Genomic DNA, 14,312 nt, shown 5'->3' on the forward strand with positions numbered 1-14,312 from the left:
GTCGGAGCCGCTCGGGTCCGTGACCTCTTCGAGCAGGCCAAGAAAGCCGCACCCTGCATCGTTTTCATCGACGAAATTGACGCTGTCGGACGCAAACGTGGCCTCAACGTCGGGGGCGGAAACGACGAACGGGAACAAACCCTCAACCAACTGCTGGTCGAGATGGACGGTTTCGAAAGCAAGCACGACATCATCATCCTCGCAGCCACCAACCGCCCAGACGTGCTCGACAACGCCCTCCTGCGTCCCGGACGCTTTGACCGTCAGGTGGTCGTGGATGCCCCCGACGTGAAAGGCCGAGAGCAAATCCTCAGGATTCACGCCCGCAAGAAACCCCTCGACCCGAGTGTGGACCTGCATGTGGTCGCCACCCGCACCCCCGGCATGGTGGGAGCAGACTTGGAAAACCTCCTGAACGAAGCAGCCCTGATCACCGCTCGGGCAGGACGGAAGCGGATCAACATGAAAGACATCGATGAGGCCGCAGACCGGGTGGTGATGGGACCGGCCCGCAAGTCCCGAGTCATTTCAGACAAAGACAAGAAAGTGACGGCGTACCACGAAGTGGGACACGCTCTGGCCGCAGAGAAACTGCCGAACGCAGACCGGGTGCACAAACTGACGATTGTGCCTCGGGGCCGTGCTGCGGGTTACATGATGCCCATGCCCGAGGACCGGATGCACTACTCGCAGGGGGTGCTGGAGGACATGATCGCGGTGGCTCTGGCAGGTCAGGTGGCGGAGGAGATCATTTTCGGGGAGATCACCACGGGGGCTTCGAGTGATTTCCAGAAAGCCACGAACATCGCCCGCAAGATGGTGACCGAGTGGGGCATGAGTCCGGTGCTCGGCAAGATCGCCCACCAGGTCGAGAACGAAACCTACCTTGGTGGCTATCAGGACGCCAAAAACTACAGTCAGGAAACCGCTGAACTGATCGACAACGAGATCAAGCGGATCATCGACACGCAGTACAGCAAGGTGAAAAGCATTCTGGAGGAGTACAAACCAGTGATCCACACGGTGGTGGAAACCCTGATGACCCGAGAAACCCTCTCGGGTGAGGAATTCCGCATCCTCCTCAAAGGCGGTCTTTTGCCTGATCTGGAAGATGTGGACAGCATCCCTCCTCCGACCACGAATTTGACCAAGCCTGCAACGAATTGACCCTACCCCCCTGCTTCTCGTCTCCCCCCCTGCTGCGCGGTCCCCCCTAAGATCAGGGGGGATTTTTTGATTTGGGGGGCAAAAAAAATCCTCCCCTGACAGGGGAGGAAAGCGCAGCGAGGTAAGGTTACTTGCTGCCTTCGATGAAGCTCACAGCGTCTTGAACGGTGCGAATCTTCTCAGCATCTTCGTCAGCGATGGTCACACCGAATTTGTCTTCGAGGCCCATGATCAGTTCGACGGTTTCCAGAGAGTCGGCGCCGAGGTCGTCCACAAAGCTGGCTTCCAGGGTCACTTTGTCTGCTTCAACGCCGAGTTTATCCACGATCACTTCTTTGACTTGTTCGAACACGCTCATGTTATCCTCCGTATTTCTTGGGGTAGTTTACACCAAAATTTCTGATTTGCGTTAGACCTGATCAAACCATCACCCTCTGGCAATGGCTGTGGTGGGGGTCAGTGGGAGTACATCCCGCCGTTGATTTCCACGATCTGTCCGTTGATGTATCCGGCGTCTTCCGAGGCGAGGAAAGCCACCAGTTTGGCCACCTCTTCGGGCTTGCCAAAGCGGCCTGCTGGAATCTGCTTGAGGTAATCTTGCTGGACATTCTCGGGGAGTTTGGCGGTCATGTCGGACTCGATGAAACCGGGGGCCACTGCGTTCACAGTGATGCCGCGGCCACCGTACTCTTTGGCCACGGCTTTGGTCAGGCCAATGACCCCAGCTTTGGAGGCCACATAGTTGGCCTGTCCGGGGTTGCCCATCAGACCCACCACGCTGGACAGGTTGATGATGCGGCCATACCGGGCTTTCATCATGCGTTTGACGGCTGCACGGGTGGTGTAGAAGGTGGCACTCAGGTTGGTCTGAATGACCTGTTCCCAGTCCTCGTCTTTCATGCGGATGAGGAGGCCGTCTCGCGTGACCCCGGCGTTGTTGACCAACACGTCCAGACCGCCCATGGCTTCTGCAACGGTATCCACGAGTTTGACGGCGGCTTCTTTATTGGAGAGGTCGGCCTGAAAAGTCTGGGCTTCTCCTCCGGCAGCACGGATTTCTTCGGCAACAGCTTCTGCTCCGGCCTGAGAACCCGAGTAGTGCACGGCAATTTTGAATCCTTTTTGGGCAAGTTCCAGAGCAATGGCTTTTCCAAGACCACGGCTGGACCCGGTGACAAGGGCAACTTTCATGGGTGGGCCTCCAGGTATTTTTGAATGTCTTCAGGGGTGTGGATGTTGAAGCTTCTGGCTTCCGGCAAAATGCGTTTGAGGAGGCCGGTCAGCACGGTTCCGCTGCCAAACTCCACAAATTCTGTGACCCCGAGGTCGCGCAGTTTGTAGATGCTTTCCACGAAGCGCACGCTTCCGGTGACCTGTGCAGAAAGCAGGGCAGCCACTTCTGCGGGGTCGGTCACTTCCTGTGCAGTGAAGTTGGCAATCACAGGGAAAGCCATTTGCTGGTACTGGACATTTTGCAAATCCGTTTCCAGTTTTTCTCTGGCCGATTGCATCAGGGTGCAGTGGAAGGGTGCAGAGACTTTCAGGGGAATCACCTTAAAGCCTTTGCTTTTCAGTTCGGCACTGGCGGCCTGCACAGCGTTGGCTTCTCCAGAGATCACCGTCTGGGTGGGGGCGTTGAAATTCGCCACCTCTGCAACACCGGGGGTGTTTTTGCACACTTCGGTGATGGTGGCAATGTCTTCGCCCATCACGGCAGCCATCGCCCCGAGGCCCACAGGCACAGCTTCTTGCATGTAGGTGCCCCGTTTGTGCACCAGTTGGACCGCTTCAAACAGACTGAAGGTGCCTGCAGCCACATGGGCCGAAAATTCGCCCAGAGAGTGCCCAACAGCGTAGGCGGGTTTGAGGCCTGTGGACTCCTGCCATGCGCGGTAAGCAGCAATGGAAGCCGTCACCAGAGCAGGTTGCTGGTTGGCGGTCAGGGTGAGGTCTTCAAGGGGACCTTCCTGCATGACGTTCACAATGCCAGGCAAAGCCTGATCGGCGGTCTCGAAGACCTGTCTGGCGACAGGGTAAGCATCCCGCATCAGGGTTCCCATGCCCACGGCATGGCTGTTCTGTCCGGGAAACAGGGCAGCAATCATTGTTTTCCTCCCCAGGTGAGCACGCAGGCGGCCCATGCCAGACCTGCACCGAAAGCGACGAACAGGAGGTTGTCTCCGTCCTGCACACGTCCTTCGTCCAGAGCACGCTGCAGGGCCAGAGGCACGCTGGCAGCGCTGTTGTTTCCGTAATCCTGAACGGTCAAAACCACCCGTTCCAGGGGCAGTTTCAGGCGTTCGCGGGCCGATTCAATGATCCGGGCATTGGCCTGATGGGGCACAAACAGGCTGATGTCCTCGGTTTGCAAACCGGCTTTCTCAATGGCTTCAAGGCTGGCGGTGTCCATGACGCGCACCGCGAATTTGAACACTTCGCGGCCGTTCATGTACAGCTTGTTGCTCAATTTGGCTCCGCTGGGGAGGCAATCGGCAAAGGCTTTCATGTGCAGGTGGTCGGCACCGGTTCCGTCCGAGCCAAGCACAAAGCTCTTGAATCCGTATCCTTCCTGCACAGGCTCGATGATGGCTGCACCTGCACCATCCCCGAACAGCACAGCAGTGGAACGGTCTTCCCAGTTGATGACTCTGGAGAGGGTTTCCGCGCCAATGGCCAGCACTTTCTTGCAGGTTCCAGACTTGACGTACGCCTGCGCCACCGAAACAGCGTAAAGCCACCCGGGGCATGCCGCCAGCAAATCAAAAGCCCCGGCTTTCAGGCCAAAATGGGCCTGCACCAGAGAAGCCGTGGCCGGGAACATCGCGTCCGGGGTGGCCGTGGCCACGATCACCATGTCCACGCCATTCAAGACGTTTTCGCCATACCGGGCTTGCAGGTTTTCCACAGCACGGATGGCGAGGGTGGAGCAGAATTCCCCTTCTGCCGCAAAGTGTCTTTGTTTGATGCCTGTCCGGGTCTGAACCCACTCGTCGGTGGTGTCGAGGCGCTGTTCCAGGTCAAAGTTGGTGACCACTTGCTCTGGAACGTAGGTGCCCAATGCGGTGATCCCTGCGTTCATGATGAATGCACACTATCATAAATTGACCAGACGGTCAATTTATTTCACAGGGATTTCATGTTGCATTTGAAACCCATCCAGACAGCTTCAGAGCCTTTTGGCAAGCTGTTTTTTCAGGGAATCTGCCACAAAGGGATCCTGCATCAAACGCTCGATTCCCACACGGTCTTTTTTCTCATGGTGCAAAATCTGGTTGACCTCTTGCACCGGGATCTCCCCTTTTTGCACCACCTCGAACAGGTCTCCTGCTTGCACTGTTCCCTCTTGCAGGACACGCAGGTAGAAGCCCGTGAATCCCGTCTCCTCCACCTGAACTGCAAAATCTTTGATGCCGTGACGCATGGCCAGCTTGAAACACGGCTGTCTGGGCTGGGTCACCTGCACGGTGGTGGTTCCGACCCGGTACACATCCCCGATGCACACCTGATCCTCGGTCAGTCCCGTCACGGTGAAGTTCTCTCCAAACGCAGCCACAGGAAGTTCACGACCCAGACGCTCTGCCCAGAACATGTAGTGCTCCAGAGCATACACGCACACCGCTTTGTCCGGTCCGCCGTGGTGTTTGGTGTCCACCTGCTGGTCACCGACCAGACCCAACTGGGTCAATTGGAGGGGTTCAAGGGTGGGGCTTTTCAGAATGGCACTGCTGACCGTGCCACTCTGGTAAGGGTGTTCCAGAGCCGTTCCAACACTGAGGGTGCAGAGTTTCATGCGGCCATTATCCCCTGCTCAAGTCCAAATCCCCAAACAAAAAAATCATCCCCGAACAGGGCTGCTCGGGGACTGTTCAGGCGAGGTCAAGTCAGACGCTCAGAACTTGTTTGCCGTCGTAGTAGCCACACTCGTTGCAAACGTGGTGTTGCAGTTTCTTGCTGTGGCAGTTGGGGCAGTCCACGAGGTTGGGGACAACCAGAGCGTGGTGGCTGCGGCGCATGTCGCGTTTGGATTTAGAAGTTTTCTTCTTGGGTACGGGGTGTTTAGCCATGAGCGTTTCTCCTTGAGACTCGAGCCTTAAAAGGCAGCAAATGAAAGTATAGCAAAAAAATTTTGAAGTGTGTGAGATTCAGGGTTTGCTTTGAGCAAGCCAAAAGTGGAAGGCGAAGGCTTGACCTGCTTTTGGCCTTCTGCCTTCGTCCTTCTGCAAACAATGCCCCTGAAAGGGCATGTTCACTTACCGCAAGCGTGGACCTTTGCCTTTGACTCCAGCGAATTTGCGCTTTTTGTCGGTTTTCTTGAACTTTTTGCCGTCTTTGCTGTTGGCTACAGCTTTTCCACGTGCAGGGGCAGGGGTCATGTCGATCATGAACCAGCGCAAGAAGGGGATGTAGACCAGCAACATCACCAGGGTCTGGCCCCAGAAGGTGTTCATGTACGGCACTTTGAGCGCAGCAAGGCCCACCACGATGAAGTTGATCACCATTGCAAACAAGAAAGCCTTGACCAGCAAACGGATGATCTTGTCTTTGTTGAGACCGGGGCGGGGATCTTTGCTGTTGAGCCAGCGCCAGAAATTGACGGGTGCGGCAAGAATTTTATCCATGGGTGTTTCCCTCAAGCTTCATTGTACTGCCCGAGCTTCTCGGCGAAGAGTTGCACCTGAGCTGCATCAACAATGCCAGAGGTGTCCTGCATCGACAGAACCACCGCAGGCTTGCGGGTCTTTTTGATCAGGCCTTTGACGAACTTCTCGTGGGCCTCAGAACGCTCTGGGACAAGGAAAATCACACCACGCACAAAGCCTTTGCCGTCCAGAAGGTTGAGGGATCCGGCCAGTTCCTGCTCGATGTCCGTGGAGGTTTTCACATCCACACGGGCTGAACGACCCAAAGCTTCTTTGCGGTCCAGATCGCTGGAAAGCACCGGATGCAGGCCGTATTCACGCAGGGTTTCCAGAACGGGTGCCATGTGGATGTCTTGCTGCAGCAAGTAACGGGGAGCAATCACGGCAACTGTGCGGTAGCCTGCAATTTCAGTGACCAGTTCTTTGCGGCGGGGCTTCAGCAGGATGCGGTGACGCTCCCAAGCCATGCGTGCCCTCTGGGGGTTGCTGGTGAGACGGGTGCCCAGAGTGATCGCGGCACGCTGGATCTCTTCTTCGTCGAAGGTGGGGAGTTGCTCGGGACGGGGCAGGCTCAGGCGGTAATTGACCACCAGAGGGAACTCCGTGAGCCATGGGTTGGCATCGATTTTGTCTCCGACCACTTCGGCGGGTCTGGGGACCAGCACGTCTGCGCCCTGCATGTGAAAGTCAATCAGGCGACCCACGGCAAACTGGATGTGGCGCGGCTCGGTGGGCAGGCTTTCTCGGCCCAGTTCGAGGGCTTCTTGCTCCGAGTTGCGGGGCAAGACCAGTTCCAGATCAAGGTCTTTTAAAAATGCGGTCCAGAAGGCCAGGTTGTCTTTTTGGAAGGTGTCTAACAGGGCTGCTTTCACGTTACTCCTCTGCGTTTCGATCCACGTGGTAATCGCCGCTTTTGCCACCGGTCTTGGAGAGCAGGCGGATGTGCAGGATCTCGATCCCTTTGCTCGCCGCTTTGAGCATGTCGTACACCGTCAGGGCGGCCACACTGGCGGCGGTCAGGGCTTCCATTTCCACTCCGGTCTGGCCTTCGGTTTTCACGGTGGCTTCGATGCGCAGGCCCTGCTCGTGGGGCTCGATGTGCACCCCCACTTTTTTCAGGGCCAGAGGGTGACAGAGCGGAATCAGGTCACTGGTTTTTTTGGCCCCCATGATTCCAGCAATCTGGGCGACCATCAGTGGGTCGCCCTTGGGGTTGTTCTGCAGTGCCTCCTGTGCAGGCTCTGGCAGCATGATGATGGCTTCGGCAACGGCAGTGCGGGTGGTGGTGGGCTTCTGGGCCACATCCACCATCCTAGGGGAGCCGTTTTCGAAGTGGGTCAGTTCACTCATCAGGGAGGTCCAGGTTTTTCAGAGCACCAAAGGGATTTTTGCTGTCTTTTTCCTGGGCCACTCTGGGGCAGGTGTCGTAAGGGCAGGTTTGACCGCTGTCCGGGTTGAGGTCGATGCCGCAGATCGGGCAAAGGCCTTTGCAGTTCTCATCGTGGAGCACCACAAAGGGCACATTGATGAGCAGGTTTTCCACAAAAATGTCCCCGAGGTTGAAGATGGGATCACCAAACTTGATGACTTCTTCTCCGGCCTCTCCTTCGTCGAGGTAAGGGAGTTCCACTTTGGGGCTGTACTCCATCAGGATGCCCAGTGTGGCTTTGACCGGGACCGGGGTGGGCCTCAGGCAGCGGGCACAGTCCTGAAACAGGGTGGCTTCCACAGTGCCAGAGAGCCAGAAACGGTCATCTCCAACATTGCTGGCGGTAACTTTATAACGCCCGTCTTGCACTTGCAGGGTGACTTCTTCGCCACTCTGTTCATAATTCAGAAGATCAAAAGTCCCCGAGTCGGTGACCTCTTCTCCAGGCATATTCAGGATGCGGGACAGGCGAATGGCGGGATTAGCGCGATTCACAGACATCATATAAGTGTATGCTTTTTACCCTCTCCGGGTCAAATCAGTGTGAATATGCATTTGAATATACAGTTTTCACGGGCTTTTTCTGGGTTTTAAAAATATTGTTTCAGACATTATGAATACCCGATTTGGCGTGTTACACTCGAATGCATGGAAGTTGCCATTCTTGGAATCCCAATGGACCTCGGGGCCGGACGCCGGGGTGTGGACATGGGGGCAAGTGCCCTCAGAAATGCACGCATCAAACAACACCTGCAAGAACTCGGGCATTCGGTGACCGATCTCGGGAACATCGCTGTGGAGATTGCAGACACCTTCAATGTTCTGGAACAGTCAGGGATGGTCTTTTTGGACCCCATCTACGACGCCTGCAAACGCACCTACGACACCCTCATGGAACTGCCAGAGGGTGTTTTTCCCATCTGCATGGGCGGAGACCACTCGGTCAGCATGGGCACCGTGGCTGGATGCGCCAGAGGAGAACGCACCGGACTGATCTGGGTGGATGCCCACACCGATTTCAACACCCCCGAAACCAGCCCCACCGGAAACATCCACGGCATGCCCGTGGCCCACCTGTGTGGCATCGGACATGAAAAACTGCTTTCGATTGCTGGAGAGTGGAACATCCGCCCAGAGGACATCGTGATGATCGGCATCCGCAGCGTGGACACTGAAGAACGACGCCTGATCAAAGAACACGGCGTGAAGGTCTACACCATGCGCGACGTGGATGAAAAAGGCATTTCCAGAATTGCTTCTGAAACCTTGCAGAAACTCGGGCACCTGAAACGCATCCATGTGTCTTTCGATGCAGACGGTCTGGACCCCACCCTTGCTCCCGGCGTGGGCACCCCTGTGGAAGGGGGCCTCACCTACCGCGAAGCCCACCTGTTGATGGAGCTTTTTGCAGACAGTGGAAAAATCACCAGCATGGACATCGTGGAAGTCAATCCCATTCTGGACGACAAGAACCGCACCGCTCAGGTGATGGTGGAGATGGCTGGAAGCCTGCTCGGGAAACGAATTCTTTAAGAGCATCAGAGGCTTTGGAGGGGACGAGGCATGCCTCGTCCCCCTTTTGTGGCATCCCATGAATTCATCCTGCTTTTAGCAAACCTGCCTAAAGTGATCTGAGTTGCACCAGAATCATATCCGATTAATCCGATCAGATTACTTGACATTTTAAAAAAGTGACTTTAAGCTCAAAGGCATGCTGAAACGCCTGACTGCCCTGACTGCCCTGATCCTTGGTTCCGCCACTGCGGCCAATCTGGACCTTGCCACCCACCTTGACCTGATGCGCGGCCACCTGTTCGCCAGTGTGTCCAATTACAACGCTGGAAGCCTCAAATGGGGCAAAAAGCATGCTGGACACTCTCTGGAAGAGTTGTGGGACAAGATCCAGCCTCAGGTGGCTCCAGAGCTGGTCAAACCCTTTGAAGCCTCCCTGCACGAAATCATGCATGCACCCGGCACGGTTGCGCCCGCAGAGTACGCTGAAATCGTGGATGAGCTGCTGGAAGGCGCATGGGACAAAGCCTACGATGCCGCCATTGCAGGTGCAGACACCAACTTCTACATTGCCCTGACCAGCAATCTGGTGACCAGTTCCAAAGGGGACTACGCAGCAGGCATGGAGGGTGGCACCCAGAGCAATCCCGGCGAATATCAGGATGCCGTGGGGTTTCTGTCCAGAGCTGTCTTTGAAGCCAAAAAGATTTCTCCTGAAGCTGCAAAAAACATCGAGAAACTGCAACTGGCCCAGCTCAATCAGGTCAGCATTGACGATTACAGCAAACTGGCCGATGAAGTGATTGCCAGCTTCCAGATGGCCCACAGCAATCCTGATGCAGAGAACCTGCGCTTGCTGGGTCTCGGGCTTTCTGCCACCAACGATGAGTACATCGGTGAAGGGGAAATGGCCGAAGGTCTGGAATCTCTGGAAGGGGCTGAAAAACGCTGGAACCTGCTCAAGGCCACTGTGGAAGCCAAAAACCCCAAACTGGCTGCCAGCTTCTCTCAACACCTGAAAGACATGGAAGCCGCCATTCAGAAAGACGATCAGAAGGCTTTTCAGGCTGCTCTGGCCCTTTCCCAGAGCGACTTTGCTGAAATCAGCAAACTGTTCTGATTCCACATGCTGCACATCAAGGGCTCCTCTGGGGCTCTTTTTTTGCTTCCGACAATTCATCCAAGTTTTTGAGCACACTCTGCAAAAATAGACCAATGGATTGACCTTTTTTTGAAAAATTTCTTATACTTGTGCATGATTTTTCATACGCTCTGCCAGAAAACCTCAAACATTCCCTCTGGAAAGGCCTAAACCAGACATGTTTCAGACCCCAGAGCAGTTGTTGCAACACATGCACAAAGAAAACATCGACTTTCTGGATGTGCGCTTTGTGGATGTGCCCGGTCAGGAGCACCATTTCACCCTGCCGTTAAGACACCTCACACCAGAAGTGCTTCAGGCAGGCATCGCCTTTGATGGGTCTTCGGTGAAAGGGTTTCGCGACATCGACAAGTCAGACCTGTTGCTGGTTCCAGAGCTGGACACCGCCTGTCTGGACCCTTTTTCCAAACACAAAACCCTGATGGTCACCTGCCATGTGATCGAGCCTGAAACCGGTCTCCCCTACCAGAGGGATCCACGCACCATCGCACGCAACGCAGAAACCTACCTGCGTTCCACTGGCATTGCAGACACTGTCCAATTCGGACCAGAGGTGGAGTTCTTTGTGCTGGACAGCGTGGGTTATGCAGTCACCCCTTACTCCAGTTTCTTTGAAGTGAATGCGCCAGGCACCGTCTGGACCACAAGAACGCAGGGGGATGGGTACCATCTGCCTCCAAAAGCCGGATATGCCCCTCTGCCTCCAGCAGACCGCTATTCGGACTTGCGCAGCGACATGGTCAAGCATCTGGAATCTCTGGGCATCCCCATCGAGGTGCACCAGCATGAAGTGGCCAGTGCAGGCCAGATGGAAATCAACATGCGTTTTGCTCCGCTGCTGACCTCTGCTGAACAGGTGCTCAGGTACAAGTACGTGGTGAAAAACACCGCGTTCAGGGCAGGAAAAACCGCCACCTTCATGCCCAAACCTTTTTATGGGGACAACGGTTCAGGGATGCACTGCCACCAATCGCTCTGGAAAGATGGAGAGCCCCTGTTTTACGATCCAGAGGGCTACGCCGAACTTTCAGAACTCGCCATGAGCTATGCAGCAGGTTTGCTGTACCACGGTCCGGCCCTCTCTGCCCTGACCAACCCGAGCGTGAACAGTTACCGCCGTCTGGTGCCGGGTTATGAAGCCCCGGTCAATCTGGTGATCAGCGCAGGCAACCGTTCAGCGGTGGTGAGGATTCCTGCGTTCTACAAAGGGCCACAATATGCCCACGACAAACGCATCGAGTACCGTGCCCCCGACCCGAGCGCCAACCCTTATCTGGCGTTCAGTGCCATCCTGATGGCAGGTCTGGACGGCATCCGTCAGGGCATGAAACCCCCCACCCCCATGGACAAAAACGTGTACTCCCTGTCTGCCAGAGAGTCGAGGCGCATCAAAACCTTGCCCCGGACCCTTGATGAGGCTCTGGACGAACTGGAATCCGACGATGAATTCCTGCGGGTGGGCGATGTGTTCACCAAGGATTTTCTGGACACCTGGATTGACCTGAAACGCGAAGAGGCTGAAGCCTTCCGCATGCAGACCACGCCCAAAGAATTTGAGATGTACTACAACACTTAGCAGAAGGCTGAAAGCAGAAGGCGCAAGGCCAAGCGGTTCTTGCTGAAGCAGTGCAGTGTCTTTGCTGAACGCTGATGGCTGACCGCTGAATGCTTGACACAACAAAAAACGTCGCCCTCAAAGCGACGTTCTTGTTTTTCTGGGAATTATTCCAGAATCCGCTTGAGGTGCAGGTAGATTTCGTACCAGTCCTGCTTGTCTCTGGGGCGCTTTCCACGCAGTTCAATGCGGCTCAGGGTGCGCACCCAGTCGGGGGTCAGTTGACCGCCCAGAACCGGATCTGCAACCAGATCGGCAAGGCCTTTGGGAAGTGCACCATCAGTATTGAGACCGTAGAATTCTACGGATTCCAGCAGGTCATGCACCGTGATGTTGTAAGCGGTGGCAAGGGTTTGCAAGGTATCCAGGCTCGGATTGGTTCTTCCGCGCTCCAGGTCGGAGAGGTAGGGGACGCTGATGCCAGCGATGGCAGCCACGTCTTTGAGCCTCAAATTCCGTTCTGCGCGGAGTTCACGTAAACGTTCGCTCAGTTTCATGTGATCCTCCTCTATCAGACTCCCGGGCATCTTCTCGTTCTGCTTTGAACTTAAAAGTCGCTCCTATCCGTAGGATAGCAGAGCCGTCAACTACGGTCAATACAGAATACAAATTTTAAGTTCTTGAAACAGCCTACAGATTATGCTAATATCATAAACAAGAACGGTTTTTTATGCGAAAGGAGCAGTTTTATGCGCGTACTTGAGACGATTGCCGACACTTTGAAGAAAGGGCAGGCCCACCCCACCACCGTGCTCAACGCCCTGATCGAGGCAGACAACCAGGGCGGCAAAAATGCCCTGCGGGACCTCGAAGAACACCTTTTGCGCAGTGCCAGAGCACTGAAAGAACGTCAGCATCCCCACGCAGAATTGGCACAGGCTTGGCTGCACGCCACCCGCATGTACCTGATCAATTACTATGTGCTGGAAACAGAATCTGCTGTTCCTGCACCTGTGCGCAAGCGCACACTCTTCCCCCTTCCTCGCCGTCTGGTGATCTGAACACGCTTTGCCCACTCCCAAGGTTCCATTTGCACCCATTTCACAATGAACAGAATCCAAGAAAAGACGCCCAATTGGGCGTCTTTTCGATTTGCTGCTCTTTTTAAGGCATTTTTGAGTCAAAGTGTAACAAAAACGTTATGTATTCAGATGCCGTACACATCCCGGTACTTCTTGTTCAGATAATCCACATAATGATCGGCTTTGAGGGAATCGCCCGTGGCTTTCTCGATCAATTGACGGGGGGTGTAGATTTTTCCGTACTGGTGAACGTTGTCGCGCATCCACTCCATGATCTTGCGGGCCTCACCACGGGCAATCAGTTCATCCATGTCCCCGAGGTCTCTGGAAGCTGCATTCCAGAGCTGGCAACCGTACAGGTTCCCCAGAGAGTAGGTGGGGAAATAGCCGATCAAACCGGAAGACCAGTGGATGTCTTGCAAAACCCCCTGTGCATCGTTGGGAGGGGTCACACCAAGGTAGTCCTGCATTTTCTGGTTCCATGCCTCTGGCAGGTCCTTGACAGCAAGGCTGCCCTCAAAGATGGCCAGTTCCAGCTCAAAACGCAGCATGATGTGGAAGTTGTAGGTCAGTTCATCGGCTTCCACACGGATCAGGCTGGGTTCCACACGGTTCACAGCGCGGTACAGGTCTTCGGCGCTCAGGTCTGAAGCCACTTCAGGGGCAAAACGCTTGAAGTCTTCGGCGTAGTGCTGCCAGAACGCTCTGGAACGGCAGATCATGTTCTCCACCATGCGGGACTGGCTTTCGTGGATGCCCAGACTGGTGCCTCGGGCAAGGTTGGTGCGCTCCAGAGCAGCACCCACACCATGCTCGTACAATCCGTGCCCGGTTTCGTGCCACACACCATAAAGGGCCGTGGGCCAGTATCCTTCGTCGTAACGGGTGGTGATGCGGATGTCGTTGGTGGAGAAATTGGTCTGGAAAGGGTGGGTGGTGGTGTCCAGACGGGAGAACTCTGGGGAAAGCCCGAGGTCCTGTGCCACTTTGAGGGCAAAAGCCTTTTGCTTTTCAGCTGCCAGAGGACGGTTCAGAACGCTGTAATCGGTGGCATCGCCAGCCTCGATCACGGCACGAAGGAGGGGCAACGTCTGGTCGCGCAGGTTGGCAAAGGTTTCTTTGATTTCGCTGACTTTGGCTCCGCGCTCATAATCGTCCAGAGCAGCATTGTAAGGGTGCTCCTCGTAGCCGACCAGTTCTGCACCTTCGCGGGCAATGTCCAGCATTTCTTGCAGGTTCCCCTGAAACATCCCGAAGTTGGATTCCTTGCGGGCTTTGATCCATGCGTGGTGGGCACGGTTGCGGGCAAGGGTGGCACGCTCCACAAACTCCACGGGCAGTTTGGTGGCGTTGGCGTAATCCCGGCGGGCTTCACGGACCATGGCCCCTTCCATGGAACCCTCGGGTTGGGCATCCTCAAAACCCTTGAGGTCTTCGAGGAGTTGCCCCAGACGGTCACTGGTGGTCATCTCGTGGGAGAGTCGGGCAAGGGTGGCCATTTGCTGGGCACGCACATCGGCAGCCTTCTCTGGCATGTAGGTTTCCTGATCCCAGCTCATCAGGCCCATTGCGGCATTCAGGTCGCTGATTTGACCCAGCAGGGTTTTCAATTCTTTGATTGCATCCATGGGCAAAACATACCATGTCTAGAAAATCAGGGGGGTAAGTGAAAAAGCTTATTTATAAGAGGCAGAGGGCAGCAGGTCTTTGTAGGGGCTACGCGTGAGTCGCACTGAAGCCGAGAGCCGAGAGCCTGATGCCATCC

At 55.4% G+C, this 14,312-nt stretch carries 17 protein-coding genes; 5 read left to right on the plus strand and 12 right to left on the minus strand.

Annotation, left to right across the window (positions count from 1 at the left end; all coding sequences use genetic code 11):
• A partial coding sequence (locus Q371_RS23315) for an ATP-dependent metallopeptidase FtsH/Yme1/Tma family protein (RefSeq protein WP_034345513.1) occupies positions 1 to 1,167 on the plus strand: 1,167 nt, incomplete at its 5' end.
• Positions 1,168 to 1,294: 127 nt separating this feature from the next.
• Here the strand turns inward: Q371_RS23315 and Q371_RS23320 are convergent.
• The 10 genes from Q371_RS23320 to Q371_RS23365 form a co-directional block, all read right to left on the minus strand.
• The gene (locus tag Q371_RS23320; protein ID WP_034345516.1) at positions 1,295 to 1,525 is read right to left on the minus strand and encodes an acyl carrier protein; all 231 of its coding nucleotides are present in this window, start codon (positions 1,523 to 1,525) and stop codon (positions 1,295 to 1,297) included.
• Positions 1,526 to 1,623: 98 nt separating this feature from the next.
• Positions 1,624 to 2,358, minus strand: a complete 735-nt coding sequence (gene fabG, locus Q371_RS23325) for a 3-oxoacyl-[acyl-carrier-protein] reductase (protein ID WP_034345519.1) — start codon at positions 2,356 to 2,358, stop codon at positions 1,624 to 1,626.
• On the minus strand, positions 2,355 to 3,272 hold the full coding sequence (gene fabD / locus Q371_RS23330; protein ID WP_034345522.1) for an ACP S-malonyltransferase: 918 nt from the start codon (positions 3,270 to 3,272) through the stop codon (positions 2,355 to 2,357). The genes fabG and fabD overlap by 4 nt, the downstream gene beginning before the upstream one ends.
• Positions 3,269 to 4,246, minus strand: coding sequence for a beta-ketoacyl-ACP synthase III (locus Q371_RS23335; RefSeq protein ID WP_034345525.1), 978 nt, complete (start codon positions 4,244 to 4,246; stop codon positions 3,269 to 3,271). The genes fabD and Q371_RS23335 overlap by 4 nt, the downstream gene beginning before the upstream one ends.
• 87 nt (positions 4,247 to 4,333) lie before the next feature.
• On the minus strand, positions 4,334 to 4,957 hold the full coding sequence (locus tag Q371_RS23340) for an MOSC domain-containing protein (protein ID WP_034345528.1): 624 nt from the start codon (positions 4,955 to 4,957) through the stop codon (positions 4,334 to 4,336).
• Positions 4,958 to 5,048: 91 nt separating this feature from the next.
• Complete coding sequence (gene rpmF, locus Q371_RS26685; protein WP_084571627.1) at positions 5,049 to 5,231, minus strand: 50S ribosomal protein L32; 183 nt, start codon at positions 5,229 to 5,231, stop codon at positions 5,049 to 5,051.
• Positions 5,232 to 5,417: 186 nt separating this feature from the next.
• Positions 5,418 to 5,786, minus strand: coding sequence for a hypothetical protein (locus Q371_RS23350; protein ID WP_034345534.1), 369 nt, complete (start codon positions 5,784 to 5,786; stop codon positions 5,418 to 5,420).
• 11 nt (positions 5,787 to 5,797) lie between these two features.
• Positions 5,798 to 6,679 carry a hypothetical protein gene (locus tag Q371_RS23355; RefSeq protein ID WP_034345537.1) on the minus strand — a complete coding sequence of 294 codons (882 nt, stop codon included), beginning with the start codon at positions 6,677 to 6,679 and terminating at the stop codon, positions 5,798 to 5,800.
• Position 6,680: 1 nt separating this feature from the next.
• Positions 6,681 to 7,157 (minus strand): cyclic pyranopterin monophosphate synthase MoaC, encoded by a 477-nt coding sequence (gene moaC / locus Q371_RS23360; RefSeq protein WP_034345539.1) that lies wholly within the window; start codon positions 7,155 to 7,157, stop codon positions 6,681 to 6,683.
• A complete protein-coding gene (locus Q371_RS23365; protein WP_169743917.1) occupies positions 7,150 to 7,737 on the minus strand; it encodes a YceD family protein in 588 nt (195 codons plus the stop codon). Before Q371_RS23365 ends, moaC begins: the two co-directional genes overlap by 8 nt.
• A 147-nt stretch (positions 7,738 to 7,884) precedes the next feature.
• Here Q371_RS23365 and rocF point away from each other — a divergent pair, with 147 nt between their 5' ends.
• From rocF to glnA, 3 genes are all read left to right on the plus strand, one after another.
• On the plus strand, positions 7,885 to 8,769 hold the full coding sequence (rocF, locus tag Q371_RS23370) for an arginase (RefSeq protein WP_034345541.1): 885 nt from the start codon (positions 7,885 to 7,887) through the stop codon (positions 8,767 to 8,769).
• A 178-nt stretch (positions 8,770 to 8,947) separates the two neighbouring features.
• Positions 8,948 to 9,868, plus strand: a complete 921-nt coding sequence (locus tag Q371_RS23375; RefSeq protein WP_034345543.1) for a hypothetical protein — start codon at positions 8,948 to 8,950, stop codon at positions 9,866 to 9,868.
• Between the two features lie 199 nt (positions 9,869 to 10,067).
• Positions 10,068 to 11,486, plus strand: a complete 1,419-nt coding sequence (gene glnA / locus Q371_RS23380) for a type I glutamate--ammonia ligase (RefSeq protein ID WP_034345545.1) — start codon at positions 10,068 to 10,070, stop codon at positions 11,484 to 11,486.
• Between the two features lie 146 nt (positions 11,487 to 11,632).
• On the opposite strand, the gene Q371_RS23385 is transcribed toward glnA, so the two are convergent.
• A complete protein-coding gene (locus Q371_RS23385; protein ID WP_034345548.1) occupies positions 11,633 to 12,022 on the minus strand; it encodes a helix-turn-helix domain-containing protein in 390 nt (129 codons plus the stop codon).
• A 192-nt stretch (positions 12,023 to 12,214) separates the two neighbouring features.
• On the opposite strand from Q371_RS23385, the gene Q371_RS23390 reads away from it, so the two are divergent.
• The gene (locus tag Q371_RS23390; RefSeq protein WP_051965151.1) at positions 12,215 to 12,526 is read left to right on the plus strand and encodes a hypothetical protein; all 312 of its coding nucleotides are present in this window, start codon (positions 12,215 to 12,217) and stop codon (positions 12,524 to 12,526) included.
• A gap of 146 nt (positions 12,527 to 12,672) precedes the next feature.
• Here the strand turns inward: Q371_RS23390 and Q371_RS23395 are convergent, their stop codons facing one another.
• Positions 12,673 to 14,175, minus strand: a complete 1,503-nt coding sequence (locus tag Q371_RS23395) for a carboxypeptidase M32 (protein WP_034345550.1) — start codon at positions 14,173 to 14,175, stop codon at positions 12,673 to 12,675.
• Positions 14,176 to 14,312 lie beyond the last annotated feature (137 nt).

It is taken from the genome of Deinococcus misasensis DSM 22328 (assembly GCF_000745915.1).
Classification (GTDB): domain Bacteria; phylum Deinococcota; class Deinococci; order Deinococcales; family Deinococcaceae; genus Deinococcus_C; species Deinococcus_C misasensis.